Annotated in this window: 22 protein-coding genes; 10 read left to right on the forward strand and 12 right to left on the reverse strand. The window is 63.4% G+C overall.

Features of this window, described 5'->3' with window-relative positions; genetic code table 11:
* Window position 1 precedes the first annotated feature (1 nt).
* The 5 genes from lepB (at window position 2) to pdxJ (ending at window position 4,079) form a co-directional block, all read left to right on the forward strand.
* Complete coding sequence (lepB, locus tag QLG02_RS20910) at window positions 2–925, forward strand: signal peptidase I (protein ID WP_016349520.1); 924 nt, start codon at window positions 2–4, stop codon at window positions 923–925.
* Window positions 926–1,597, forward strand: coding sequence for a ribonuclease III (rnc, locus tag QLG02_RS20915; protein WP_011704749.1), 672 nt, complete (start codon window positions 926–928; stop codon window positions 1,595–1,597).
* Window positions 1,594–2,493, forward strand: a complete 900-nt coding sequence (gene era, locus QLG02_RS20920; protein ID WP_011704750.1) for a GTPase Era — start codon at window positions 1,594–1,596, stop codon at window positions 2,491–2,493. The genes rnc and era overlap by 4 nt, the downstream gene beginning before the upstream one ends.
* Complete coding sequence (recO, locus tag QLG02_RS20925) at window positions 2,494–3,201, forward strand: DNA repair protein RecO (RefSeq protein WP_017410656.1); 708 nt, start codon at window positions 2,494–2,496, stop codon at window positions 3,199–3,201.
* 140 nt (window positions 3,202–3,341) lie between these two features.
* Complete coding sequence (pdxJ, locus tag QLG02_RS20930; protein WP_029302395.1) at window positions 3,342–4,079, forward strand: pyridoxine 5'-phosphate synthase; 738 nt, start codon at window positions 3,342–3,344, stop codon at window positions 4,077–4,079.
* Between the two features lie 88 nt (window positions 4,080–4,167).
* Here the strand turns inward: pdxJ and ast are convergent, their stop codons facing one another.
* The 9 genes from ast to kbaZ all read right to left on the reverse strand — a co-directional run bounded on the left by ast (window position 4,168) and on the right by kbaZ (window position 13,335).
* Window positions 4,168–6,078, reverse strand: coding sequence for a thermostable cytotonic enterotoxin Ast (ast, locus tag QLG02_RS20935; protein WP_282466041.1), 1,911 nt, complete (start codon window positions 6,076–6,078; stop codon window positions 4,168–4,170).
* A gap of 102 nt (window positions 6,079–6,180) precedes the next feature.
* Complete coding sequence (locus QLG02_RS20940) at window positions 6,181–7,035, reverse strand: tagatose bisphosphate family class II aldolase (RefSeq protein WP_029302393.1); 855 nt, start codon at window positions 7,033–7,035, stop codon at window positions 6,181–6,183.
* Window positions 7,026–8,225 (reverse strand): N-acetylglucosamine-6-phosphate deacetylase, encoded by a 1,200-nt coding sequence (gene nagA / locus QLG02_RS20945; protein WP_215783273.1) that lies wholly within the window; start codon window positions 8,223–8,225, stop codon window positions 7,026–7,028. The genes QLG02_RS20940 and nagA overlap by 10 nt, the downstream gene beginning before the upstream one ends.
* Window positions 8,226–8,660: a PTS galactosamine/N-acetylgalactosamine transporter subunit IIA gene (agaF, locus tag QLG02_RS20950; RefSeq protein ID WP_010635027.1), complete on the reverse strand. Its 435-nt coding sequence runs from the start codon at window positions 8,658–8,660 to the stop codon at window positions 8,226–8,228. It lies immediately after the preceding gene.
* A gap of 46 nt (window positions 8,661–8,706) precedes the next feature.
* Complete coding sequence (agaE, locus tag QLG02_RS20955; RefSeq protein WP_282466042.1) at window positions 8,707–9,585, reverse strand: PTS N-acetylgalactosamine transporter subunit IID; 879 nt, start codon at window positions 9,583–9,585, stop codon at window positions 8,707–8,709.
* Window positions 9,575–10,351 (reverse strand): PTS N-acetylgalactosamine transporter subunit IIC, encoded by a 777-nt coding sequence (gene agaW / locus QLG02_RS20960; RefSeq protein WP_042051145.1) that lies wholly within the window; start codon window positions 10,349–10,351, stop codon window positions 9,575–9,577. Before agaW ends, agaE begins: the two co-directional genes overlap by 11 nt.
* 15 nt (window positions 10,352–10,366) lie before the next feature.
* Window positions 10,367–10,840 carry a PTS N-acetylgalactosamine transporter subunit IIB gene (gene agaV, locus QLG02_RS20965; protein WP_043160451.1) on the reverse strand — a complete coding sequence of 158 codons (474 nt, stop codon included), beginning with the start codon at window positions 10,838–10,840 and terminating at the stop codon, window positions 10,367–10,369.
* Window positions 10,840–12,009, reverse strand: a complete 1,170-nt coding sequence (locus tag QLG02_RS20970; protein ID WP_201889459.1) for an SIS domain-containing protein — start codon at window positions 12,007–12,009, stop codon at window positions 10,840–10,842. The genes agaV and QLG02_RS20970 overlap by 1 nt, the downstream gene beginning before the upstream one ends.
* Window positions 12,010–12,021: 12 nt before the next feature.
* Entirely contained in the window at window positions 12,022–13,335 is a 1,314-nt protein-coding gene (gene kbaZ / locus QLG02_RS20975) for a tagatose-bisphosphate aldolase subunit KbaZ (protein WP_282466043.1), read from the reverse strand.
* Between the two features lie 272 nt (window positions 13,336–13,607).
* Here kbaZ and QLG02_RS20980 point away from each other — a divergent pair, with 272 nt between their 5' ends.
* Window positions 13,608–14,405, forward strand: coding sequence for a DeoR family transcriptional regulator (locus QLG02_RS20980; RefSeq protein ID WP_005309410.1), 798 nt, complete (start codon window positions 13,608–13,610; stop codon window positions 14,403–14,405).
* Window positions 14,406–14,474: 69 nt separating this feature from the next.
* On the opposite strand, the gene QLG02_RS20985 is transcribed toward QLG02_RS20980, so the two are convergent.
* From QLG02_RS20985 to barA, 3 genes are all read right to left on the reverse strand, one after another.
* A complete protein-coding gene (locus QLG02_RS20985) occupies window positions 14,475–15,395 on the reverse strand; it encodes an N-acetylmuramoyl-L-alanine amidase (RefSeq protein ID WP_282466044.1) in 921 nt (306 codons plus the stop codon).
* Between the two features lie 3 nt (window positions 15,396–15,398).
* Window positions 15,399–15,878 (reverse strand): DUF1456 family protein, encoded by a 480-nt coding sequence (locus QLG02_RS20990; RefSeq protein ID WP_011704763.1) that lies wholly within the window; start codon window positions 15,876–15,878, stop codon window positions 15,399–15,401.
* Window positions 15,879–15,950: 72 nt separating this feature from the next.
* A complete protein-coding gene (gene barA / locus QLG02_RS20995) occupies window positions 15,951–18,662 on the reverse strand; it encodes a two-component sensor histidine kinase BarA (RefSeq protein WP_029302388.1) in 2,712 nt (903 codons plus the stop codon).
* A 153-nt stretch (window positions 18,663–18,815) separates the two neighbouring features.
* On the opposite strand from barA, the gene rlmD reads away from it, so the two are divergent.
* The 4 genes from rlmD (at window position 18,816) to pyrG (ending at window position 25,265) form a co-directional block, all read left to right on the forward strand.
* Window positions 18,816–20,138, forward strand: coding sequence for a 23S rRNA (uracil(1939)-C(5))-methyltransferase RlmD (gene rlmD / locus QLG02_RS21000; protein WP_270828269.1), 1,323 nt, complete (start codon window positions 18,816–18,818; stop codon window positions 20,136–20,138).
* 266 nt (window positions 20,139–20,404) lie between these two features.
* Window positions 20,405–22,615, forward strand: a complete 2,211-nt coding sequence (gene relA, locus QLG02_RS21005; RefSeq protein WP_016349532.1) for a GTP diphosphokinase — start codon at window positions 20,405–20,407, stop codon at window positions 22,613–22,615.
* Window positions 22,616–22,688: 73 nt separating this feature from the next.
* Entirely contained in the window at window positions 22,689–23,486 is a 798-nt protein-coding gene (mazG, locus tag QLG02_RS21010) for a nucleoside triphosphate pyrophosphohydrolase (protein WP_252411302.1), read from the forward strand.
* A 141-nt stretch (window positions 23,487–23,627) separates the two neighbouring features.
* Window positions 23,628–25,265, forward strand: coding sequence for a glutamine hydrolyzing CTP synthase (gene pyrG, locus QLG02_RS21015; protein WP_139390935.1), 1,638 nt, complete (start codon window positions 23,628–23,630; stop codon window positions 25,263–25,265).
* Window positions 25,266–25,292 lie beyond the last annotated feature (27 nt).

Raw genomic sequence — 25,292 nt, forward strand, 5'->3', positions numbered from 1 at the left:
GATGGCAAGCACGTTTTCCCTGATCCTGGTGGTGGTCTGCGCGATCACCGGTGTTATCTGGTGTCTGGACAAGATGATCTGGTCCAAGCAGCGGGCCGCCAAGATTGCCGTGGCCCGTGCCCACGGCGGCGCCCATCTGGACGAGAAAACCCTGGCCAAGGTGGCGCCGGTACCGGTCTGGATCGAGCAGACCGCCGGGGTATTCCCGGTCATCACGCTGGTATTGATCCTGCGTTCGTTCATCTTTGAACCGTTCCAGATCCCGTCAGGCTCCATGATGCCCACCCTGCTGGTGGGTGACTTCATCCTGGTGGAGAAGTTTGCCTATGGCCTCAAGGATCCGGTGACCAACACCAAGTTCCTCGAGACCGGTGAGCCCAAGCGCGGCGACGTAGTGGTGTTCAAGTATCCGCTGGATACCCGGGTGGACTACATCAAGCGCGTAGTCGGCATGCCGGGGGATCGGGTCATCTATCGCAACAAGGAGCTGATGATCCGGCCCAAGTGCGATGAGCAGGAAGGGAAAACGTGCCCGGGCTTCCAGAAGCTCGACGTCAAGTTTGAACAAAGGGGTGAATTTACCCAGATGGGGATCCCGCTTGACCGCTATACCGAGCAGCTTGGCGAGGTGTCTCACGAGACCCTGCGCAACCCGCTGATGCCCGATATGGTCGGCCGTTACTACCGCCAGCCCGGTACCTACCCAGACGAATGGGTGGTGCCGGAAGGCCAGTACTTCGTGATGGGTGACAATCGTGACAACAGTACCGACAGTCGTTTCTGGGGCTTCGTGCCCGAGCAGAACCTGGTCGGCAAGGCGGTCGCTATCTGGATAAGTTTTGAATTCGAGCGCGAAGAAGGCTCCCTGCTGCCAAGCTGGGTACCGACAGGGGTGCGCTTCAACCGCATTGGCGGAATCAAGTAAATGAATATCAAGATGAACAGACTGCAGTCCCGTCTCGGGCATGTCTTTCAGGATCAAGAACTGCTGACCCGGGCGCTGACTCACCGCAGCGCCGGTTCCCGTCACAACGAACGACTGGAATTCCTGGGTGACTCCATTTTGAGTCTGGTGATTGCCGATGATCTCTTCCACCGCTTCCCGCAGGCGGCGGAAGGGGATCTCAGCCGCATGCGCGCCACCCTGGTGCGCGAGAAGACCCTGGCCGAACTGGGCCGGGAGTTCGACCTCGGGGATCACCTGATCCTGGGGCCGGGCGAGCTGAAAAGCGGCGGTTTTCGCCGTGAATCCATTCTGGCCGACACGGTCGAGGCGGTGATCGGTGCCGTCTATCTGGATACCAATCTTGAGACGGTACGGACGCTGCTGCTGGGCTGGTACGCCAGCCGCCTGGACGAGATCAAGCCGGGCATAGAGCAGAAGGATCCCAAGACCCGTCTGCAAGAAATTCTGCAGGGAAGCCGCAAATCCCTGCCGACCTACACAGTGACCAACGTCAAGGGCGAAGCCCACAACCAGGAGTTCACCGTCCAGTGTGACGTGGAAGGCCTGGATGGTCCGCTGGTCGGGGTCGGCACCAGCCGCCGCAAGGCCGAACAGGCCGCTGCGCAGCAAGCATTGGAAAAACTGTCATGACAGATACCACTTACTGCGGCTTTGTCGCCATCGTGGGCCGCCCCAACGTGGGCAAGTCCACCCTGCTCAACAAGCTGCTTGGCCAGAAGGTCAGCATCACCTCGAAGAAGCCCCAGACCACCCGTCACCGGATTCTGGGGATCGACACCGAGGAGAACTACCAGACCATCTATGTCGACACGCCGGGTCTGCACATCGAAGAGAAACGGGCCATCAACCGACTGATGAACCGCGCCGCCACCAGTTCGCTGGGGGACGTGGCCATGGTGGTGTTCATGGTCGACGGGACTCACTGGACCAAGGACGACGAGATGGTGCTCGGCAAGCTGCGCCACCTCAAGTGCCCGGTGGTGCTGGCGGTCAACAAGATTGACAACGTCAAGGAGAAAGAGGATCTGCTGCCGCACCTCGAGTGGCTGGGCCAGCAGATGAACTTCGCCCACATCCTGCCCATCAGTGCCGAGAAGGGCACCAACGTGGAGAAGATCCGCGAGTGGGCCAAGGATCTGCTGCCGGAGAACGTCCACTTCTTCCCGGAAGACTACGTGACCGACCGCTCCTCCCGCTTCATGGCCTCCGAGATCATCCGCGAGAAGCTGATGCGCTTCACCGGTGAGGAGCTGCCCTACTCGGTGACGGTGGAGATCGAGCGCTTCAAGGTGGAGGAGAACGGTCTCTACCACATCCACGGCCTCATTCTGGTGGAGCGCGATGGTCAGAAGAAGATGGTCATCGGCAACAAGGGCGAGAAGATCAAGACCATCGGCACCGAGGCGCGCCTCGACATGGAGCGGCTGTTCCAGAACAAGGTGCACCTGGAGCTGTGGGTCAAGGTCAAATCCGGTTGGGCTGACGACGAGCGCGCCCTGCGCAGTCTCGGCTACGGTGACGACTGATTGCTGACCCCGGCTTTCGTCATCCACAGTCGGCCCTATCGGGAGACCAGCCAGCTGGTCGAGGTTTTCACCCAGGATAGTGGCCGTTTTACTCTGGTGGCTCGCGGTTCCCGCGGGCCACGCTCGCCTCTGAAGGGGCTGTTGCAACCCTTTACCCTGCTCACCATCGCCTGGCGCGGCAAGGGCGATCTCAAGAATCTCACCCAGGTCGAGTGCCCCGACCACTCCCTGCGGCTCGGCGGCGATCGCCTCTTCTACGGCCTCTATCTCAACGAGCTGGTCTACTACCTGCTGGAAGCCCACACCCCGTTCCCGGAAGTATTTGACGCCTATGCCCGTGCCATCATGGCGCTGGCCGACGGCGAGACGCCGGAGCTGCCGCTGCGCCGCTTCGAATTCCTGCTGCTGCAGGCGCTCGGCTACGCGGTGGACTTCGAATATGCCGCCGACGACGAGTCGCCGATCCAGCCCGAGCTGCTGTACGGCTTCGAGCGTGAATTGGGCTTTGTCGCTTGCGAGCGGGCGCCGGATCCCCGTACCCTGTTTCTCGGCGCGCACCTGCTGGCCTTTGCCGAGGGGCGCTTCGACAGTCCGCCTCTGCTGCAGGCGGCCAAGCGTTTCAGCCGGCTGGCGCTGCAGCCCTATCTGGGACGGCGCCAGTTGAAGAGCCGGGAGCTGTTTTTGAAGCGACGAAGCAGTCTGGGTTAACCACTTTTCGGTGTTACCCGACATGGCAAGAATGTTACCTAGGTCCGATTACGCTGCGCTAATCGAACCTACAAGCTGATATACGGATATCCGCGCGGTAGCCGCGCAGTCAACAGATGAAGAGTTTCAAGGAGTCCTCAATGAGTGAAATCTATCTGGGTGTGAACATCGATCACATCGCCACCCTGCGCAACGCCCGCGGCACCCAGTACCCGGATCCGGTGCAGGCCGCCTTCGTGGCCGAGCAGGCCGGTGCCGATGGCATCACTGTGCACCTGCGCGAAGATCGCCGTCACATCACCGACCGTGACGTGGAGATCCTGCGCCAGACCATCCAGACCAGAATGAACCTGGAGATGGCGGTGACCGAAGAGATGATCGGCATCGCCTGCCGCATCCAGCCCCACTTCGTCTGCCTGGTACCGGAGAAGCGCACCGAGGTGACCACCGAGGGTGGTCTGGACGTGGCCGGCCAGCTGGACAAGGTGGCTGACGCGGTGGCCCGCCTCTCTGCTGTCGGCGCTCAGGTATCCCTCTTCATCGATGCGGATCCGCTGCAGATCGATGCCGCCGCCGAGAGCGGTGCCCCCTTCATCGAGATCCACACCGGCCGTTACGCCGATGCCACCACCGATGCCGAGCGCAACGCCGAGTTCAAGCGCATCGCCGCCGGTGCCTCCTACGCCGCCGGCAAGGGCTTGAAGGTCAATGCCGGCCACGGCCTGCACTACCACAACGTCAAGGCCATCGCCGCCATCCCCGAGCTCTATGAGCTCAATATCGGCCACGCCATCATCGGCCGCGCCGCCTTCGACGGCCTGGCCAAGGCGGTCAGCGACATGCGCCTGCTGATGCAGGAAGCCCGTCAGGGGATCTGAGCTGTCGGCAGGGGCTGAGCCCCGCGGCACGAAGAGAAAAGGGACGCCACGGCGTCCCTTTTTGTCAGGTCAAACTTGTGGTCCGGGATCAGGATTTTTCTGCAGCAGCGGGTTTGGTTCCCGCCGGGGTCAGCTCCAGGGTAATCAGTTCCAGCGGAGCCAGCGTGATGAGGCGGGGGGCATCGAGGGTGGCCGGCACGCTGGCATTGCTGCCATAGCGTGGCTGCACCGTGAAGCGGGTGGCCTCGCCCACCGAGATCTCCAGCTGGCGCTGAGGCTCCAGCAGGAATGTCTGCGGCTGGCTGGAGGGGTTGCGCAGGGTGATGAAGGCGCGGCTCGGACTCCAGGCCGCCCAGCCATACACCGCCAGCAGGGTGGGGTCGCCGCCGATCCAGTGGCTGTCGAACAGCACTGCCTGGTTCTGCTGTGACCAGAGTGCGGCCTTGGCCAGCAGGTCCCAGTTCTGGCCGCTCAGCAGTTCCGGCGTGAGATAGAGCTCCTGCAACTGGGTGCCGGTGGCGAAATAGCTCCAGGCCTGATCGGCGAAGTCTTGCGGTGACTGCCGATCCAGATGCTTGGCCTGTTTGGCATAGACCAGCCCGTGCAGCATCAAGGAGTTGAGCGGGAACAGGGGGCCGTTCTTGACGATGGAGCGATAGGTCTCGGCATCCCGGTAGGTGATCCACTGCTGTACCCTGGAGCCGGGTCCGTAGAAGTTGATGTCATCGCCGCCGCGCCAGATGGAGTCGGCAAAGAACAGCCAGGCGGGGGAGGCGGTGGTGCCGGTGGTCAGGTTGATGAACACCTTCGGATTGGCGGCCCGGGCATCCGCAATCAGATGGATGGCGGCATCGAAGTCGCTGGTGAACCGGCTCCCCTCGATCAGCTTGTCCGCATTGCCGGTCCCGTCGAACTTGAAGTGGGTGACCCCCTGATCCTTGATGAGCGAGATCACCTTTTGGTGGAAGTTCTGGTAGTAGACCGGGCCGGAGAGGGCGAACTTGCCATCGCTCAGCTCATAGCCGAACTCGGCGGCATGGGAGACCCGCTCATCCCTTGGCTTGTTGTAGCCACCCCAGGGGGAGAGCCAGATCCCGAGCTGGGCATGGTAGCGTTCGGCCGCACGCTTGAGCTTGCTGAAGCCGTTGGGGAAATCCTTGCTGAAACCCCAGTTGCCCCGTCGATCGTCCCAGCCGTCGTCAAACAGAAAGCCGTTCATGGGCACGCCGCGCCGGCTGATCAGCGCCTCGCCGAACTGATCGATGCGCTTGAGTGCCTCGGCCTCCGTGTAGGGATTGAAGAAGCCGATGTCGAGCCAGGAGTTGTAATGCAGATAGGGGGCGTAGGGACGGTCGCGGGCCTCGTTGAGGAAGCGGTTGAAGTCGCGCCTGAGCTGACCCTCGCCAAAGGTGCCGACATAGGTGCGATAGCTGAGCGGCTTGCCCTCGGCGAGCGGCAGCTTGAGCGGGATCAGCTGGCTGACGCCACCCTCGTAGGCCCGGGTATTGACCAGCGGATTCTGGGGGGTAATGAAGAAGCTGTCGCTGACGATGGGCGAGCTGTTGATGGCGCCATAGACAAACGGCGCCTGGGAGTGGAAGGGAAGCATGGAGAAGCCGTTGATCTTTTTGCCGTTCTTGAGGGTGTCGAGGGCAAAGTCGATGCTGGCGTAGCGCTTGTCCCGGCCCAGCCGGATGGCGCTCTTGACCACGAAGTCGGCATTTTCCAACGCCATCTCGATCCGGTCGTCGCTCTTGGTAAATGCGGTGACCTTGAAATCGGCGGAGGGGGTCAGCCGATCATCCGTCCCCTTGATGTCGAACAGGTTGTCAGAGCGAATGAGATCGCCGTTGGCGGTATTGGTGAAGGTCAGTTCCCGGAACTTGCCGGCATCGGTTTCGACCTTGATACGGTACTGGTCACCCTCCAGCGACAGGGTTTCTGCCTGGGCGAAGGGGCTCAGCATGAGCAGCAGCGTCATGGCGGTACGTGCGTGCATGGTTGTCTCCATGTGTTGATTTGAGTCAGATGTGAGTCGGCAGAACCTCGCCTGTGATACCGGGATGGAGGCGGGCTCGCCGCAGCGGGCCCGGCTCGGGGATTACAGCTTGCCGTCGCTCATGCACATGCGGATCTTGGCGGCGACTACCTCCTCCATGGCGGCCATGGCGGGCACCAGATACTGGCGCGGGTCGCTGGCGTCGGGGTGGGAGGCCAGGAACGCCTTCATGGCGTCGGAGAAGGCGATCTTGAGCTCGGTGGCCACGTTGACCTTGCACACCCCGAGCTCGATGCAGCGGCGCACGTCCCGGTCGGGAATGCCGGAGGCGCCGTGCAGCACCAGCGGCACCGCTACCCTGGCCCGGATGGCGGCGAGGCGCTCGAAGTCCAGGCGCGGCTCCTCCTTGTAGAGGCCGTGGGCCGTGCCGATGGCGACGGCCAGGGAGTCGATGCCGGTGCGCGCCACGAACTCGGCTGCCTTGTCCGGGTCGGTCAGATGGGCGTTGGCGGCGTCCACGATGAGGTCATCCTCCTGGCCGCCGAGCTGGCCCAGTTCGGCCTCCACACTCGCCCCCATGCGGTGGCAGAAGGTGACGACCCGCTGCACCTTGGCGACGTTCTCCTCGAACGAGAGGTGGGAGGCGTCGATCATGGCGGAGTGGATGCCGGCCTCGACCTTGTAGTGGATATCCTGTTCGTCCTCGTGGTGGTCCAGATGCAGTACCAGCGGAATGCGGTACTGTTGGGCGGCCGAGGCGCAGATGGAGACCAGGTACTCGACCCCGGCGTGGCGGTAGGTACCCGGTGTGGCGGCCAGGATCACCGGGGAGTTCAGTTTGGCGGCGGTGCGGGCCACCACCTCGACGGTCTCCAGGTTGTGGATGTTGAAGGCGGGCACCGCATAGCCGCGGCGCTGGGCATCTTTAAGCATTTCGTGGGACGAGATCAGATACATGAGGACTCCTTGGCACCCTGGCGGGCACCAGCTTCAGGGAAAGAGAGCGGGGCAGGGGCGGGGAGGATCTCCCGGCTGGCCACCCAGATGTGTTGTTGATTGAGTTCCGCGGTCAGGGCGAGCAGGTTGGCCTGCTTGCCGACGGCCAGCGAGCCGAGGCGATGTTCCATCCCCAGCATCCGGGCCGGTGCCAGCGAAGCCATGCGGATGGCCTCCTCCAGCGGTACGCCGGCCAGCTGCACCATGTTGCGCACGGCGCCGAGCAGGGTGAGGGTGCTGCCCGCCAGGCCGCCGGTGTCGGTGCGCACCACCCCGTCCTTCATCTCCACCCGGTAGTCGCCGAGCAGGTAGTGACCGTCCGGCATGCCGGCGGCGCGCATGGCATCCGTGATGAGCAGCAGGCGATCCCTGGCGCAGCAGTGACAGAGCCTGAGCACGCTCGGATGGACGTGGTGGCCGTCGGCGATGAGCTCCAGCCAGGCGGTGGGATGCACCATGCCGGCTCCCACCATGCCGGGCTCCCTGTGGTGCAGGCCGCGCATGCCGTTGAAGCAGTGCACCAGCCCGGAGGCTCCCGCCGTCAGTGCCGCCATGGTGGTGTCGTGGTCGGCGGCGGAGTGACCCAGCATCACTCGGATGCCGGCCTGCTTGAGATGACGGATGGCGGCCAGCGCCCCGGCCTTCTCGGGGGCGAGGGCGACCACTTTCAGGGTGCCTCGTGCCACCTGTTGCAGCCGGTCGAGCTCCGCCAGATCCAGCTCCCGGAACAGGGCCGGATCATGGGCCCCCTTGTTGTCCGGGGTAAAATAGGGCCCCTCCAGATAGCTGCCGAGCAGTTGCGCGCCCGGCAGGGGACTGGCCATGGCATCGGCGATGCGACCCAGGGTGCTGAGGATGGCGGGCAGCGGGGCGGTGACCGTGGTGGCGAGGAAGGCGCCCACCCCCTCTGCCGCCTTGGCAAGGGAGAGGCGGGCCAGGGCGTCGGCCGCCTCATCCATCACGTCGACGCCGGCCCCGCCGTGGACATGGCCATCGATGAGGGCGGGCACCAGCAGCTCGACCTCCCTCACCGGGTCGTCGGCCGGGATGGGGTCGATGGCGGTGATGACGCCCCCTTCATGGGCCAGTACCTGATGTTCCCGCCAGCCCTGCTCGGTCAGCAGGCGGCGGGCGCGGATCCGCTCTGCCATCTAGATCCCCTCCTCCGCCAGCGTCTCGGCCCGCTCGCGCGCCAGCTCGTCCACCAGGCTGGTGAGGCCGCGATGACCGCAGCACAGCGCCTGTTCGCGAAACTGGGACGGGGTCAGCTCGCCGCGCTCCATCACCATCTCCAGCAGCAGCTGCAGATTGGTGCCGGTGACTACCTCCCGCCCGGGCTGGCGCAGCGCCAGGGTGGAGGCGACCCGAAACGGGGTTCCCCCCAGCAGGTCGGTCAGAAAGACCACCCCATCCCCTCGCTCAACCTGGGTCAGGGCGGTTTCGCACTGATCCTGCAGCAGGGCCGTGGTGGAGGACTCGGGAAAGTCGATGGCGACCACCGCCTCCTGCTCGCCGAGGATCTGCAACATGGCCTGTTCCATGCCGCTGGCGAAGCCGCCGTGTCCGCAAATGATGATGCCCAACATAATCTGTTCCTTTACAGCAAAGGGCCGGCCTGGTGCCGGCACCGGATTAGAGGAAGCCTGCAAACTTGCCGATGATGCCGAGCACGACCGTGATGACGATGAGGCGCAGCGGACTCCAGCCGCGACGGATCAGCCCATACATGGCCAGGGTGTAGAGCAGCGGCAGGAAGGCGGGCATCAGCTTGTCGAGCACGTCCGCCTGCAGCTTCACCACCGCATCGCCGGCGGTGATCTCCAGGGTGGTGCCGAGCCGCACATAGGTGGCGACCAGGGCGCCGATCACCGTCATGCCGACGATGGAGGCGGCATGGCCCACCTTGCGGGTGTTGGCCTTGATGAGCGGAATGGCGGCCACCCCCATGCGGTAGGCGTAGTGCGCCAGCCCGAAGCGCAGGCCGAAGTGCACCAGGTTGAACAGCAGGAAGAAGACCACAGCCCCCATGATGGAACCCTGCAGGGCCAGGTCGGCGCCGATGCCGCCGCAGATGGGCAGCAGGGTGAGCCAGAACATGGCATCGCCGATCCCGCCTAGCGGGGCACCGACCGCGATCTTGGTGCTCTGGATGCTGTTGACGTTCTGCTTGGAGCGCTCCATCGCCAGCACTATCCCCATCACGAAGGTGACCAGGAAGGGGTGGGTGTTGAAGAAGCCCATGTGCCCCTTCATCGCCCGGGAGAGATCCTTGGGGTTGCTGTGGATCTTTTGCAGGGCCGGCAGCAGGCCGTAGAGCCAGCCGGAGGCCTGCATCCGCTCGTAGTTGAAGGAGGCCTGCAGCAGCAGGGAGCGCCAGGCGAAGCGGTTGATGTCCTGGCGGGTCAGCTCGGCCCCGAGTTGCTGATCTTCGTAGACGTCGTCGGAGACGGTGCGGGTCGGTTGCGGCTCGGCCGCCTGGGTCAGCCGGGTAGCGGTGTTGTTAGATGCCATCTTCAGTTTCCTCCTGGATGGGGCGGGCTTGTGGCGCCGGGTCCTTGCGCATGAAATCGATCAGAGCCATGGCCAGGGCGGCCGCGGCGATGGCCAGCACTGGCAGCTTGAGCCAGGCGGCGGCAACAAAACCGAGGATGAAGTAGGGGATATAGACGTTCTTCATCATGATCTTGAGCAGCACGGCGAAGCCGATGGCGGGCATGATGCCGCCGGCGACGCCGAGGCCGTCGATGAGACGGGCGGGCAGCACGTCGATGGCGCTCTTGGCGTGTTCGGCCCCGAAGTAAGTGGGCAGGAAGGCGCACAGGAAGTAGAAGGAGCCGAGCGCCAGCAGCGCCAGGTAGTTGACCCGCTCGATGCCGCGCACATCCCCCTGTTCTGCCATCCGGTCACAGCGGGACATGACCCCCGACATCACCGAGAAGAGGAAGGTGATCCCCATCTGGACCGCCACCGCGAACGGCACTGCGACCCCGACCGCCACATCCGGCTTGACCCCGGTGGTGATGGCGAAGGTGGCGCCGACTATGGTGCCGATGATGACGTTGGGCGGTTGCGCCCCCGCCAGCGGGGCCAGCCCCATCCAGACCAGCTCCAGGGTGCCGCCCACCAGAATGCCGGTGGGCAGGTCGCCGAGGATCAGGCCCACCAGCGGGCCCAGTACCACGGGCCGGTGGAAGTGGGTCAGGCCGTTGAACAGGTCAAGCCCGGCGAAGAACGCCAGCATGCCCAGCAAGAGCCCTTGCAACAAACTGATTTCCATCACAATTGTCCTTAATCAGATGAGGTTGAAAATGTCCTGTGCCGGTTCGGTCGGCACCCCCTGGACAAAGCAGGTGACGTGGGCGTCCTGCAGGGCGCGAAACGCCGCTATGTCCGACTCGTCCACCGATACCGTCTTGTGGATCTGACGCTTGCCGTCGGCGTAGTGCATGTTGCCGACGTTGATGCGGGGGATGGGCACCCCGCCCTCCACCAGGGTGCGAAAGTCCGCCGGACTCTTGCACACCAGCAGGATCTTCTGGCGATCGGCGGCCTTGCCGATGTTGTCGATCACCTTCTGCAGCGGCCAGAAGCGCACTGCGATGCCCTCTGCCAGCACCATCTCCATCAGGTTCTGCTGGATGGGGTCCTCTGCGACTTCGTCATTGGCCACCAGCACCAGATTGGCGCCGGCGAAGCCGACCCATTGCACGCCGACCTGACCGTGGATCAGGCGCTCGTCGATACGGCTCAGCACTATGTTCGGCATCAGACGCCTCCTTGCTGGTTGAACGGATAGATGTTGACCCCCTGCACGACCCGGTTGACCCGCCCGCTCGGGCAGGGGTTGTCCGGGGTGATGCCCAGCACCAGCGCGGTGTGGAAGGCGTAGTACTGGGCGTAGAGCAGGTAGCAGAGCGCCAGCTCGGCGTCGTCACCGTTGAGGGGGATGGGCAGATAGATGTGTTCGCCGGCGCTGATGAGCGGATCCGGCCGGTCGGCCAGGGCGACCACCCGGGCGGCATGGCCGTCCTGGCGCAGCTCGCCGAGCAGGTCCAGGTCGTACTGGCGGGTATAGGGATCGTTGGACACCAGCAGCACGATCAGGGTCTGCCGATTGATGGCCGACTTGGGCCCGTGGCGAAAGCCGGTGGGGGAGTCGTGCATGGCCATCACCTGGCCGGCGGTGAGCTCCAGTAGCTTGAGGGCTGCCTCCTGGGCCACCCCCTGCAGGCTGCCACTGCCAAGGTAGATGACCCGCTCCGGCAACGGCCGATCCCACTCGGGCACCTTCAGTTCGGCCTGGGGCAGGATGGCGTCCCCCAGCGCGATGAGCGGCTGGCTGGCGATCGGGTTGAACTGGCGCGGCAGGAATACCGCCAGGCAGCTCAGCATCATGCTGGTCAGGCTGCTGGTCATGGCGAAGCTGCGGTCGTGGGTCTGGGGCGGCATCAGCAGCGCCAGGGAGCGGGCATCCTTCTGACAGCGGCGATAGAGTTCCCCCTCACCGTTGCAGGTCAGCACCAGGTGGTGGCACTCGCTCAGCAGCTGGCTGGCCAGCTCCACTGCCGCCACGCTCTCCGGGCTGTTGCCGGAGCGGGCGAAGGAGATGAGCAGGGTCGGGCAGTCCTGTGCCAGGTATTCGCCCGGATCGGTGACGATGTCGGTGGTGGCGATCGCCTCGAAGCGGCCGTTGAGGCGGGCACTGAGATAGGGGGCGAGGGCGCGGCCGGCAAAGGCAGAGGTGCCGGCTCCGGTCAGGATCACCCGCAGGTTGCCCCGCGACAGCAGGGGCAGCAGGAAGCGCTCTATGGTGGCGCGGCACTCCTCCACCATGGTGAGGGTCTCCCGCCAGGTGGCGGGTTGCTGGCGAATTTCACGGGCGGTGGCCAGGCCGTTGGCCGACCGCAGCGTCTCTTCTGGATAACCAAGGATCATCTCTACAACTCCTTATACAACCGGGGTCAGCCGGGAGTGGCTGGCGGGGACGGCGCTGCAGGCCGCCGCGTATTGGCGCAGCACCTCCTGCACCTGATCGAGAATGAGGTCGTGAACCCGGGGCGACAGCGTGCCCTGGCGCACCTTGCGGTATTGCAGCGGCAGGTGCTGGCTGAGCAGTGGCAGGGGAATGGGTTCGGCGGCCAGGTTGGCCAGCAGCCGGGCGTAACAGTCATCGACCCGGCTGTCGGGCCAGTAGTAGCGAATGCGATCGGAGTAGCTGTAGCCGCGGGCCAGCCGGCACTCGTTGGGGCTGCCCTGATAGTGGCTGCGCCAGAAGTCGGGGCGATCCAGCATGGTCTCTTCCAGTACCTGGCGCAGGCCCGAGCAGGCCTTGGCCACTACCAGCTCCTCCTCAATGGCGGCAAGGGCAAACAGCGCCTCGCGCAGGGCAAAGGTGAGGGCGGGGCCGACCTTGAGGATGGCGAAGTGATCGCGGACCAGCTGGCGGTAGGCGTCCGGGGTCTGGTAATCGGTGGAGTGGGCCTCGAACACCAGATGGGGATAGGCCTCGATCATCCGGCTCAAGGGGGCAGCCCGCTCGGGACGGTAGTCGATGACGTGGGTGTGGTCGAACTCCACGCCGGGCTGCACCACCAGACCGATCACCCGCGGCCAGAGCTGGGCCAGTCCGGCCTGCTCGAAGGCCTGCTGGTGGGCGGCCAGGGTATGGCGCGCCGCCTCCGGCGTGGTGACAGCCAGCTCGGCCAGCTCTTCGTGGGCGCCGCCCGGTACCGGCACTTCGGTGCCAATCACATAGATCAGGTCGCTGTGGCCAAACTGCCGGATGGCGGTCTGCTCGGCCACGTTTGCCAGCCGGGCGGCACGCACCGCCACCAGCTCGTCGGTCAGCGGCACCGGATCCCCCTGGCAGGACATGCTGCAGTCGAGGTGGATCTTCTTGAAGCCAGCCGCGACATAGCTGGCGATGAGATCCTCGGCGTGGGCCATGGCCTGTGCGGTGGGCTCGCTCTGCCAGCGGTTGGGGCCGAGGTGATCCCCACCCAGTACCAGCCGCTGCACGGGAAAGTCGCACTCGGCGGCGAGCCGGTGCAGCAGGTCGCGAAAATCGGCCGGCGTCATGCCGGTGTAGCCGCCAAATTGATCCACCTGATTGGAGGTGGCCTCGACCAGCAGCAGCTGATCCCCTTGCGCCGCCAGTCGCAGGGCCGCCTCCAGTACCAGCGGATGGGCGGAGCAGACGGCGTAGATCCCGACCTGCTCCCCCTGCTTGTGTTGTGCGACCAGATCCAGCATTGATTTCATTTCCCTCTTCCTCTTGGCCTGAACAAGATGCTTTGCTTTCGATATCTTTCTTTACCCTAGGCGTACGGCGTTCGAAACGAAATAAAAGCGTGTTCACATCTTGAGCAAGATCACAAAAAGAAATGAATCGAAAGTGTTGTGGCTGTTTTAGGGCGTCTGACGGCACTTTTCAATTCAATGAAAGCTTGATTTGCCATCGAGGCTGAGTGTTAATAGGGAAACGTAACGAAGTGAAAGCTCTACTTTCACCACAGGACTCCGGCAGAGAGACTATGCAAATCACCGAAAAGAGCGTGCTCGGCACCAGCGAGCGACGGGAGCGCATCATTCAGCAGCTGCGCAGCAATGGCAGCGTTCAGGTCAACGAGCTGGCCGGCCACTATCAGGTCTCCACCGTCACCATCCGCAACGATCTGGCATTTCTGGAGAAACAGGGGGTGGCGGTGCGCGCTTACGGCGGCGCCCTGTTGTGTGAATCCGGCCAGCCGGTGGCCGAACGCACCATCGCCGACAAGAGCGTGCTCAACACCCCGGTCAAACAGCGCATCGGCGCCATGGCGGCGAGCCTGGTGCAGCCCGGTTGCCGCCTCATTCTCGACTCGGGCACCACCACCCTGGAGGTGGCACGCCACCTGCGCGATCACCAGGAGATAGTGGTGATGACCAACGGCATGAACGTGGCGAATGCCCTGCTGGAGGCGGAAGGGGTGGAACTGCTGATGACGGGCGGCCACCTGCGCCGCAAGTCGCTCTCCTTCTACGGCGCCCAGGCGGATCTCTCCTTGCAGAACTATCACTTCGATCTGCTGTTTCTCGGGGTGGATGGCATCGATCTGGAGCGCGGCGTCAGCACCCATCATGAAGACGAGGCCAGGCTCAACCGCTGCATGTGCCACGTGGCCGAGCGGATCATCGTCGTGACCGACTCCAGCAAGTTTGGCCGGCTGAGCCTGCACAAGATCATCGATACCCGGCGCATCCACACCCTGATCACCGACGACGCCATCGCGGCCGAGACTCTGGCCGGTCTGCGTCAGGCCGGGATAGAGGTGCTGCTGGTGGAGGCCTGAGTCGGCACTCGATGGAGAATGCGAAAGAGGGACGCCGCGGCGTCCCTCTTTCGTGGTCGGGGGCAAAGGTCAGCGTTGCTCGGGAAAGTAACGCTCGAGCAGGGCAGTGAGGATGGCCTGGCTCTCGGCATCCGCTTCACCGCTGACCAGGGCGGACCGAAAGTGGAGCTGGAAGGCGCGCATGGCGGCGCGGCTCTGCTCGTCCCAGTTGCCGCTCGGGGCGATGCCGTAGCCGTAGCGGGCCAGCCGTTGCTGCCAGCCGAGGGCATCCCAGGCCGGCGCCGGCTGCTGGCGCAATTCGGCCAGCCGGGTTTCGTCGGGCCAGGCTCCCACCCCGTAGTGCAGGGCCAGCTCGCGCCAGGGGAAGTGGGGGCCGGGATCCTGCTTGCGCTCGGGGGCGACATCGCTGTGGGCCAGCACCTGGGTGGGGGGGATCTGGTAGCGCTCGACCAGCTTGCGGGTGAGGGCACCGAGGGCGGCAATTTGTGCCTGGGTGTAGGGCTGCCAGCGACGCTGGTGGGCGGGTAGCAGCTCATCTTCCGGCGGATAGCCGAGGTTGACGATCTCGATGCCGAGCGAGCTGGCGTTGAGCCCCGCATATTGATGCCAGCGACTGCGCCCGGCATGCCAGGCGCGCTGGCCGTCGGGCACCAGCTGGTAGACCGGCAGCGGCCGCTCATCGGTATCACGCGGGATCAGGTAGTGGGCGCTCACCTGATGGGCCGGCTCGGTCAGCAGGCGCAGGGAGTGGCCATCGTCTTCATCCGTGTAGTGCAGGATCAGAAAGGCGATGCGCTCGTTCTGGCTGGCGCTCTGATAGTCGTTGTTGAGCCGATAGGGGGCGGGCTGGCAGGCGCAGAGCAGCAGGGCGAGGCAGAGCGCAAACCCGTGGCGACGGGTGCCCGGGAGGTGAATACCCAGTTGCCATGGCCGGCGCCACCCACCGGCCGCCTGCTGGCGGGATGACGGTGAGTGCAGACGCCGGCCCATGGTTCAGCCGCGATACTTGGCGGTGAGACCGATGAGGAAGTTGCGCAGGATCTGATCCCCGCAATCCTGATAGTGCTTGTGGTCCCGTGAACGGAACAGGGCGCTCAGCTCGGACTTGGAGAGGTTGAAGTGGGCCAGCTTGAGGGTGCCCAGCATGTCCTCTTCCTTGAAGTTGAGGCCGATGCGCAGCTTGCGCAGGATCATGTTGTTGTTGATCCGGTTCGGGATCACCTGGGCCGGCGCATCTTCCCGTGCACCGCGGCGCACCAGGATGAAGCCGTCGAGGAACTGGCTCAGGGCCGAATCCGGACAGGCGGCAAAGCCCGCTTCCTGCTCTTCCCCTTCCTCCGCCTCTTTGATCAGCCAGCCGTGCAGCTGGGCATGGGTGACGGTCAGGTTGCCCTTGGCAAACATGTCGACCATCTGGTCGTTGCTGATGCTGAGGGCGTAGCGCAGGCGGCGCAAAATATCGTTGTTGGTCATGTCGACTCCTGTGGAAACGGCGCAACTTTACCATCTGGCGGGGCCCGCGTCAGAAAAAGCGGGTTGCCCGGTTCAGGATAGATAGCGTGGTGCCTCCTGGCGTACCTGCTCCATCGCATCCTGCAGCTCCAGCAGCTCGGGCTCGAGTTCGGCCACCGGCACCCCGTCGCGCAGCTGCTGCTCCAGCTGGGAGAGCAGCCGTTGCAGGCCGGGGACGCCGGAATAGGCGCAGCCGCCATTGAGGCGATGGAGCTGGGCCAGCACCTCGCTATCCTCCACCTGGCCGGCAAGCGCCGCCTCCAGCACCGGATCCACCTCGTCGAAACTGGCCATCAGCATGGTCAGCATCTCTTTGGCGAGATCCAGCTTGCCCGCCGCCTGGCGCACCGCCAGCGCCCAGTCGATCTGCTGGCTGGCGTGATTCTGGTGGCGACGATGGGCGAAGTCGGTGATGAGCTTGGCCAGCATGGCCTCGTCGATGGGCTTGGCCAAGTAGTCGTCCATGCCCTGGCGGATCAGCCGCTCCCGCTCGCCGGGAATGGCATGGGCGGTGACCGCGACGATGGGCGTCTCGGTGTTGAGCGACTGGCTGCGAATCGCCTGGGTGGCGCTGATGCCGTCCATGATCGGCATCTGGATATCCATGAAGATGATGTCGAACGGCTGGCTCTGGGCCAGTCTGACCGCCTCCTTGCCGTTCTTGCACACCACCACCTGGCTCACCATCTCCTTGAGCATGGCGGCAATGAGCTTGAGGTTGGCGGCGTTGTCGTCCACCGCCAGCACCTTGATCTCCTGCACGCTGCGCGGGGAGGGGGCCGGCAGCGGAGCGCTGCGGACCGCCTCGGGGGAGAGCAGGGCATGCAGCAGCTTGCGATGGTTGATGGGTTTGGAGAGGCAGTGCTGGGCGCCGTGGGCCAGCATGGCCTCGTAGAGCGAAGGCTCGTGGCTGCTGAGCAGCACTATGGTGTTCTGCTGGCGATCCAGCCCGTCGAGGCGCGCCACCACCTGCTGCGGGCTGTGCTGGGTGCCGCTGCCGATGATCACCATGTCCTGGCTGCTCATTTCGGGCCAGGGGGCGTCGCTGGCGAGGGATTGCACCTCCAGCTGCCACTCCGCCAGCAGGGCGCAGAGGGCCGAGTGGCTGAAGGGATCCGGCTCCAGCAGCCAGACCCGCTTGCCCTGGATGCGATCCAGCGGCAGCTTGTCGGTCTGGGGCAGGGGAGAGACCTCCAGATCCAGGCTGAAGGAGAAGACAGATCCCTTGCCGAGCTCCGATTCGAACCGGATCTGGCCACCCATCTGCTGCACCAGTTTCTGGGTGATGACGAGGCCCAGGCCGGTGCCGCCATAGCGGCGGGAGATGGAGGAGTCGGCCTGGTTGAAGGCCTGGAACAGCTGGCGTTGCTGCTCTTCCGAGATGCCGATGCCGGTGTCGCGGATCAGTACGTTGAGCCGCACCTTGCTGCCGCTGGCACTGCCGATCTGTTCGATGCGCACATCCACGTTGCCGTGTTCGGTGAACTTGATGGCGTTGCCGGTGAGGTTGGTCAGTACCTGCTGCAGGCGCATGGGGTCGCCGGTGAGGTAGTCCGGCACCTCGGCATCCACCTGCAGGGAGAGCTCCAGCTGCTTGTCGTGGGCGCTGGGGCCGAGCAGGTGCATGGTCTCGTTGAGGGTGTCGCGCAGGCTGAACGGGATGTGCTCCAGCTGCAGCTTGCCCGCCTCCAGTTTGGAGAAGTCGAGGATGTCGTTGATGATGCCGAGCAGGTTGCGAGCCGACTTCTCGATGGTCTGCATGTAGTCGGTCTGGCTCGGAGTCAGGCTGGTCTTGAGCAGCTGGCGGGTAAAGCCGATGACCCCGTTGAGCGGGGTGCGCAGCTCGTGGGACATGTTGGCGAGGAACTCCGACTTGACCCGCGCCGCCTCCTGCGCCCGCTTCTTGGCCATGTCGAGCTCGACGTTCTGGATCTCGATCTGCTCCAGCGTCTCGCGCAGGTCGGAGGTGGCCTGATCGATGTTCTGCTGCATCTCCTCGTGGTATTCCGAGAGCGCCTTGGCCATGGCGTTGATGCCGTTTTTCAGCATGTCCAGCTCGCCGGTGAGCTGACCGCTGACCCGGGTATCGAGCCGCCCCTCCCTGATCTTGTGCACCGCCTGCACCATGTCGGTGATGGGCTGGGTCACGCTCTTGACCAGTCTGAAGCCGAACAGAGTACTGAAGGCGATGCCGATGAGCACCATGATCACCGCGAAGAAGGTGTCGCGGTATTGCAGGATCATGGCCCGGTCGGTGGTCATCTGCATGGAGATGTAGCCGATCATCGGCGGCTCCACGTCGCTCGGCAGCGGGAAGCCGTCCATGCTGGTCTCGGCCTGGATCGGGGTGCGCAGTATGATGTCGTCGCCATAGAGGGTGACGCTGGTGAGCTCGGGGATCTGGCTGCCGTCCGGCAGCCGCAGCCGGGTGAAGTCCCTGTGGTAGTTGGACGTCACGAACAGCTGGTTGTCCTGGGTAAAGACGGCGATGGACTTGATGAGCGGCGAGTTCTTGCGGTGAGTGAGGCCGATCAGCCGCTTGAGCGACTCGCGGCTGTGCTGGGTCATCCCGTATTCGCTGGCGATGGCCAGCGGCTCTATGATGTTGATGCCCTGATCGATGAGGTTGTTTTCCAGCTGCTGATAGCGGTGGAAAGTGAAATAGCCGGCCATCAGGCCGCCGATGATCAGGGTCGGCAAGATGGTAAAGGCCAGCACACGCGCCCGAAGGCCGTATTTGGTCATGCGGATGGTCCCCCGATGAGCAGGGTTGGCAATGGCGTAAACGAGCGGGAGCGGGCCCACAGGCCGTATTTGGTCATACTATTATTCTTGTGGGACAATAGCCTGCTGCAGATTCCACAATCATGACATAGCCACCTATAGGCACCAAGTTTTATGGCCCAGTTTTTCAAGCCCCAAAAGAAATCCACCCAGCCCCAACGCATTGAATTTACGGTAGACAGCCTGGATCACCACTGCGTCGGGATCGGCCGCCACCAGGGCAAGGCGATCTTCATCGAAGGGGCGCTGCCCGGTGAGCAGGTCAAGGCCCGCATCCTCGAAGACAAGAAGCAGTATGCCCACGCCGCCCTGCAACAGGTGGTGACCCCGGCGGCCAATCGCATCGCCCCCTTCTGCAGCCACTACCGCGAGTGCGGCGGCTGCAGTGCCCAGCACCTGGCCGAAGGGGATCAGCGCGCCGCCAAGGAGGCCGGACTGGTCAGCCTGTTCAAGCGGCTCGGCAACATCCAGCCTCCGGCGCTCGAGCCCGTGCTGGGCGGAGAGTCCCGCGCCTATCGCCGGGTCTGCCGGCTGGCCATCAAGTTCGACAAGAACGGCCGCTGCACCCGGGTGGGCTTTCGTCGTCGCCAGTCGAACGATCTGGTGGAGATCGGCGGTTGCCCGGTGCTGGCCGAGCCGCTCTCCGTGCTGATCAGCCCGCTGCGCGAGTGCCTCAACCGCCTCAAGAGCCAGCGCGAGCTGGGCCATGCGGAGCTTATCCAGGCCGAGCAGGGGATCCTGATGCTGCTGCGCCATACCGGTCGGCCGACCGAGGCGGATCGGGCGCAGCTGATCGAGTTTGCCAAGACGCAGGGGATCGACCTCTATCTGCAGGCGGCCGACGAGCAGATTGAGCCGCTGCACCAGCAGTTTGCCCCCTCCTATTCGCTGGATGGCCTGTCTCTTGCATTCGCACCCGGTGACTTCATTCAGGTCAATGCGCCGGTCAACCAGCGCATGGTGGAGCAGGCGCTCTCCTGGCTGGAGGCGGGCAAGGATGACAAGGTGCTCGATCTGTTCTGCGGTATCGGCAACTTCACCCTGCCGCTGGCCCGTCAGGCCCGCGAAGTAGTGGGGGTGGAAGGGGAGCTGGCCATGGTGGCGCGCGCCGAAGAGAACGCCCGTCGCAACGGCATCAACAATGCCCGTTTCTACAAGGCGGACTTGAGCGGCGACATCGCCGGCATGTCCTGGGCACGGGAGGGCTTCGATCTGGTGCTGCTGGATCCGGCCCGTCCCGGTGCGTTCGAGGTGATGGAGCATGTCGTGAAACTTTCACCCAGACGGGTGGTCTACGTTTCCTGTAATCCGGTCACCCTGGCGCGCGACAGCCAGGTGCTGGTGAAAGGGGGCTACCGGCTGGTGCGCCTCGGCATGCTCGACATGTTCCCCCACACCGGCCATCTGGAGTCCATGGCGCTGTTCGAGCGCAAGTAACGGGCGCTGCGGGGCAGATGAAACGCTATGGCCAAAGGGGCGTCGGCTCGCCAGGTTGGGTGGCGTCTGCCCGGTCCATAACGCTGTCTGGGCGGCCATGATTGGGGTAATCTAGACCCTCGTAAATCGGCAGGGGCTGGCGGAGAACTCTATTGTCTTTCTTGACAATATGCCTTGAAAACATCTCCGCATATCCCCATTTGAGGCATTCTCATGAGGGGGAGGGGGCGACAGCCTTCGGCCCAATAATTTAAAGGATTGATACCATGGTTGCGGTTCGCGATATTCATTTGAAAGACAACTTCACCCTGGAGGAGTGGGTCAGCTCGCTCACCCTGAGTGACAGTGACAAGGATCAGCTGCGAACCGTCTACCAGTACTGTCTGACGCTCGGTGACGAAGCGCTCACCAACCGCCTGCTGGTCCGCGGGGTCGAGATGGTGGGTATCCTGCTGATGCTCAGCATGGATCTCGGCACCCTCAAGGCCGCCATCATCTACCCCTTCGTCGAAGCCGGTCTCATCAGCCAGGAGCGGATGGACGAGGACTTCGGCCCCAAGATCGCCAAGCTGGTGGAAGGGGTGCTGGAGATGGAGGCCATCCGCTCCCTGCAGACCCTGCACCGCAGCGAAACCTCGCCGGAACAGGTCGACAACGTGCGCCGCATGCTGCTCGCCATGGTCGAGGATGTGCGCGCCGTGGTGATCAAGCTGGCGGAGCGGATCGCCTGCCTGCGGGAAGCGAAGAAGGCGGATGAAGAGACCCGGGTGTTGATGGCCCAGGAGATCACCAACATCTATGCGCCGCTGGCCAACCGGCTCGGCATCGGTCAGCTCAAGTGGGAGCTCGAGGATCTCGCCTTCCGCTATCTGCACCCGGATACCTACAAGCAGATCGCCAAACAGCTCGACGAGAAGCGGCTCGATCGGGAGCGCTACATCCGCGAGTTCGTGCAGTCTCTGCGCGATGCCCTGAAAGAGGCGGGGGTCGAGGCCGAGGTCTACGGCCGGCCGAAACACATCTACAGCATCTGGCGCAAGATGCAGAAGAAGCACCTCGAATTCAACGAACTGTTCGACGTGCGGGCGGTGCGGGTGGTGACCAAGCGGCTGCAGGATTGCTATGCGGCGCTCGGCATCGTTCACACCCACTTCCATCATATTCCCCGCGAGTTTGACGACTACGTCGCCAACCCCAAACCCAACGGCTACCAGTCCATCCACACAGTCGTGGTGGGGCCCGAGGGCAAGACGGTGGAGATCCAGATCCGTACCGACCAGATGCACCAGGATGCCGAACTCGGCGTGGCGGCGCACTGGCGCTACAAGGAAGGGGCTCAGGCTGGTGGCAAGGCCAACACCTTCGAAGACAAGATCGAGTGGCTGCGCAAGCTGCTCGCCTGGCAGGAGGATCTCTCCGAGAGTGGCTCCCTGCTCGAAGATCTGCGCAGTCAGGTGTTCGAGGACAGGGTCTACGTCTTCACCCCGAAAGGGGATGTCATCGACCTGCCGGCGGGCGCCACCCCGCTCGATTTTGCCTATCACGTGCACAGCATGATCGGTCACCGCTGCATCGGCGCCAAGATCGACGGCCGCATCGTGCCGTTCACCTATGCGCTGCAGACCGGCGATCAGGTGGAGGTGATCACCCAGAAGGAGCCGAACCCGAGCCGCGACTGGATGAACCCCAACTCCGGCTTCCTGCGCTCCAGCCGGGCGCGGGCCAAGGTGGCCACCTGGTTCAGAAAGCTGGATCGGGACAAGAACATCGCCGCCGGCAAGGAGCTGCTGGAGAAGGAGCTCGACAGGCACAACCTGACCCTCTCCAAGGTGGACAAGGTGGTGCTGGAGCGCTTCCATGCCGACGAGCTGGAAGATCTGCTGGCCGGCATCGGCAGCGGCGACATCCGCATCAACCAGTTGCTGAACTACCTGGACACCCGCTACAACAAGCCGACGGCGGAAGAGGAAGATCGCCGCCTGCTGGAGAAGCTGGAGCAGAAGGCCAACGTGCCGTTCCGGCCCAAGCCCAAGGATCACATAGTGGTGGAAGGGGTCGGCAACCTGATGACCCACATCGCCCGTTGCTGCCAGCCCATTCCGGGGGACGGCATCCAGGGTTTCATCACCATGGGTCGTGGGGTGTCCATCCACCGCGAGGATTGCGAGCAGCTCAAAGAGCTCTCCCGTCGCAACCCGGAGCGGCTGATCGATGCGGTATGGGGGGAGAACTACTCCGGTGGCTACGGCCTCACCATCCGCATCCTCTCCAATGACCGCTCCGGCCTGCTGCGCGACATCACCACCGTGCTGGCCAACGAGAAGATCAACGTCATGGGGGTGCGTTCGCGCTCCAACGTGCGCGAGCAGACCGCCGAGATCGACATGGAGCTGGAGATTTACAACATCAACGCCTTCAACCGGGCGTTGGCCAAGCTCAGTCAGCTCAACGACGTGATCAGCGCCAAGCGCCTCTGATTGTCGTCAACAACCCACTCGTGACCGACCGCCAGGTCGGTCACTGTTTTCCGAATCAAGAAGCGAATATCCCATGTCCCAACGTTACGACCTGCCTCAGCTGCTCGACATCATGGCCAGATTGCGCGACCCGAACGGGGGTTGCCCCTGGGATCTGAAGCAGAGCTTCCAGACCATAGTACCGCACACCCTGGAGGAGGCCTACGAGGTGGTCGATGCCATCGAAACCCAGGATTGGAACGGATTAAAGGGTGAACTGGGCGATCTGCTGTTTCAGGTAGTGTTCTACGCGCAGCTCGGCAAGGAACAGGGGCTGTTCGATTTCGCCGATATCGTCGATACGGTGAGCGAGAAGCTCGTTCGCCGCCATCCCCATGTTTTCTCCGATGCCGACCTTGGCGACGAGCAGGCGGTGAAGGTGAACTGGGAGGCAGAAAAGGCCAAGGAGCGGGCCGCGCTCGACAAGGAGAGCGTGCTCGACGACATCCCGCTCTCGCTGCCAGCCCTGACCCGCGCCGCCAAGATCCAGAAGCGCTGTGCCACTGTCGGTTTCGATTGGAAGACGCTTGGCCCGGTGGTGGACAAGATCCACGAGGAGATCGACGAGGTGATGGAAGAGGCGCTGATGGCCGACGTGGACGAAGAACGGGTGAGCGATGAGCTCGGCGATCTCTTGTTCGCCACCGTCAATCTGGTGCGCCATCTGGGCAAGGATCCGGAGCAGGTATTGCGGGGCGCCAACGCCAAGTTCGAACGCCGGTTTCGTCAGGTTGAGCAGTTTATCGCCGCAGAAGGGCTGAAAGTGAGCGACTGTTCGCTGGAAAAGCTCGATGCCGCCTGGGACAGGGCCAAGGAAACCGAACAAAGTTGATTTGGCGCAAGATGGGGGCGCCGGGAGCCTGATAGATTTTTGTTCATTGTTTGGGAGAGGGGGTTTTGGTATACTGTTTCCCCGTCCTGCTTCATCCCCGAAGCACCCCTTAAAATTCCCTAAACTTCTTTCAGGTTCAGCATGACGACAAAATATATTTTTGTAACTGGTGGCGTTGTTTCATCCCTCGGCAAAGGCATTGCCGCAGCTTCTCTGGCAGCCATTCTGGAAGCCCGTGGTCTGGATGTGACCATCATGAAACTGGACCCCTATATCAACGTGGATCCGGGCACCATGAGCCCGACCCAGCACGGTGAAGTGTTCGTAACCGAGGACGGGGCCGAGACCGATCTGGACTTGGGCCACTACGAGCGTTTCATCCGCACCAAGATGACCCGCCGCAACAACTTTACCACCGGCCGCATCTATGCCGACGTGCTGCGCAAAGAGCGCCGTGGTGACTATCTGGGCGCTACCATTCAGGTGATCCCGCACATCACCAACGCCATCAAGGAGCGGGTGATTGCCGGTGCCGAAGGCCATCAGGTTGCCATCGTCGAAGTGGGCGGTACCGTGGGCGATATCGAGTCCCTTCCGTTCCTCGAGGCCATTCGTCAGCTGGCTGCCGAAGTGGGTCGCAACAATGCCATGTTCATGCACCTGACGCTGGTTCCTTACCTGGCTGCTGCCGGTGAAGTGAAGACCAAGCCGACCCAGCACTCCGTCAAAGAGCTGCTCTCCATCGGTATCCAGCCAGACGTGCTGATCTGCCGCTCCGACCGTGCCATTCCGGCCGTTGAGCGCGCCAAGATCGCCCTGTTCTGCAACGTGCCGGAGCGCGCCGTCATCTCCATGAAAGACGTCGACTCCATCTACAAGATCCCGGCACTGCTCAAGTCCCAGAATCTGGACTCCTATTTCACCGAGCGTTTCGGTTTGGAGTGCAAGGAGGCCGATCTGGCCGAGTGGGAACAGGTCATCTATGAAGAGGCCAACCCGACTGCAGAAGTGACCATCGGCATGGTCGGCAAGTACGTCTCCCTGCCGGATGCCTACAAGTCCGTCAACGAGGCGCTCAAGCACGGTGGCCTGAAGACCCGTCTGTCCGTCAACATCAAGTACATCGATTCCCAGGACATCGAGACCCGTGGCGCCGAGCTGCTGGAAGGTCTGGACGCGATCCTGGTACCGGGTGGCTTCGGTGAGCGCGGCGTGGAAGGCAAAATTCAGGCGGCCCAGTATGCTCGCGAGAACAAGATCCCCTACCTGGGTATCTGCCTCGGCATGCAGGTTGCCATGATCGAATTCGCCCGCAACGTGGCGGGCATGGAAGGGGCTCACTCTTCCGAGTTCAAGAAGGATTGTGCCTATCCGGTGGTGGGTCTCATCACCGAGTGGGTGGATGACGAAGGCAACGTCGAGACTCGTACCGAGAAGTCCGATCTGGGCGGTACCATGCGTCTGGGTTCCCAGCTCTGCCACCTGGTCGAAGGTTCCAAGGTGCGCCAGATGTACGGCAACCCGACCATTTACGAGCGCCACCGTCACCGTTATGAAGTGAACAACAAGTTGCTGCCGCAGATTGAAGCAGCAGGCCTGAAAGTGACCGGTCTCTCCGCTGACAAGAAGTTGGTGGAAATTATCGAGATCCCGGATCACCCTTGGTTCGTGGCCGCGCAGTTCCACCCGGAGTTCACCTCGACTCCCCGTGATGGCCACGCCCTGTTCGCCGGTTTTGTGAAGGCGGCAGGCGAGTATCAGAAGCGTAATCTGAAGTAATTGAAAATAAATGCGGTTGGGGCCCTG

The organism is Aeromonas sp. V90_14, assembly GCF_029967615.1.
Classification (GTDB): Bacteria; Pseudomonadota; Gammaproteobacteria; order Enterobacterales; family Aeromonadaceae; genus Aeromonas; species Aeromonas hydrophila.

Bases quoted from the DNA above. Each gene is read 5' to 3' on its own strand.
- lepB (WP_016349520.1), top strand. From the start codon at position 2: ATGGCAAGCACGTTTTCCCTGATCCTGGTGGTGGTCTGCGCGATCACC.
- rnc (WP_011704749.1), top strand. From the start codon at position 926: ATGAATATCAAGATGAACAGACTGCAGTCCCGTCTCGGGCATGTCTTT.
- era (WP_011704750.1), top strand. From the start codon at position 1,594: ATGACAGATACCACTTACTGCGGCTTTGTCGCCATCGTGGGCCGCCCC.
- pdxJ (WP_029302395.1), top strand. From the start codon at position 3,342: ATGAGTGAAATCTATCTGGGTGTGAACATCGATCACATCGCCACCCTG.
- ast (WP_282466041.1), bottom strand. From the start codon at position 6,078: ATGCACGCACGTACCGCCATGACGCTGCTGCTCATGCTGAGCCCCTTC.
- QLG02_RS20940 (WP_029302393.1), bottom strand. From the start codon at position 7,035: ATGTATCTGATCTCGTCCCACGAAATGCTTAAAGATGCCCAGCGCCGC.
- nagA (WP_215783273.1), bottom strand. From the start codon at position 8,225: ATGGCAGAGCGGATCCGCGCCCGCCGCCTGCTGACCGAGCAGGGCTGG.
- agaF (WP_010635027.1), bottom strand. From the start codon at position 8,660: ATGTTGGGCATCATCATTTGCGGACACGGCGGCTTCGCCAGCGGCATG.
- agaE (WP_282466042.1), bottom strand. From the start codon at position 9,585: ATGGCATCTAACAACACCGCTACCCGGCTGACCCAGGCGGCCGAGCCG.
- agaW (WP_042051145.1), bottom strand. From the start codon at position 10,351: ATGGAAATCAGTTTGTTGCAAGGGCTCTTGCTGGGCATGCTGGCGTTC.
- agaV (WP_043160451.1), bottom strand. From the start codon at position 10,840: ATGCCGAACATAGTGCTGAGCCGTATCGACGAGCGCCTGATCCACGGT.
- QLG02_RS20970 (WP_201889459.1), bottom strand. From the start codon at position 12,009: ATGATCCTTGGTTATCCAGAAGAGACGCTGCGGTCGGCCAACGGCCTG.
- kbaZ (WP_282466043.1), bottom strand. From the start codon at position 13,335: ATGAAATCAATGCTGGATCTGGTCGCACAACACAAGCAGGGGGAGCAG.
- QLG02_RS20980 (WP_005309410.1), top strand. From the start codon at position 13,608: ATGCAAATCACCGAAAAGAGCGTGCTCGGCACCAGCGAGCGACGGGAG.
- QLG02_RS20985 (WP_282466044.1), bottom strand. From the start codon at position 15,395: ATGGGCCGGCGTCTGCACTCACCGTCATCCCGCCAGCAGGCGGCCGGT.
- QLG02_RS20990 (WP_011704763.1), bottom strand. From the start codon at position 15,878: ATGACCAACAACGATATTTTGCGCCGCCTGCGCTACGCCCTCAGCATC.
- barA (WP_029302388.1), bottom strand. From the start codon at position 18,662: ATGACCAAATACGGCCTTCGGGCGCGTGTGCTGGCCTTTACCATCTTG.
- rlmD (WP_270828269.1), top strand. From the start codon at position 18,816: ATGGCCCAGTTTTTCAAGCCCCAAAAGAAATCCACCCAGCCCCAACGC.
- relA (WP_016349532.1), top strand. From the start codon at position 20,405: ATGGTTGCGGTTCGCGATATTCATTTGAAAGACAACTTCACCCTGGAG.
- mazG (WP_252411302.1), top strand. From the start codon at position 22,689: ATGTCCCAACGTTACGACCTGCCTCAGCTGCTCGACATCATGGCCAGA.
- pyrG (WP_139390935.1), top strand. From the start codon at position 23,628: ATGACGACAAAATATATTTTTGTAACTGGTGGCGTTGTTTCATCCCTC.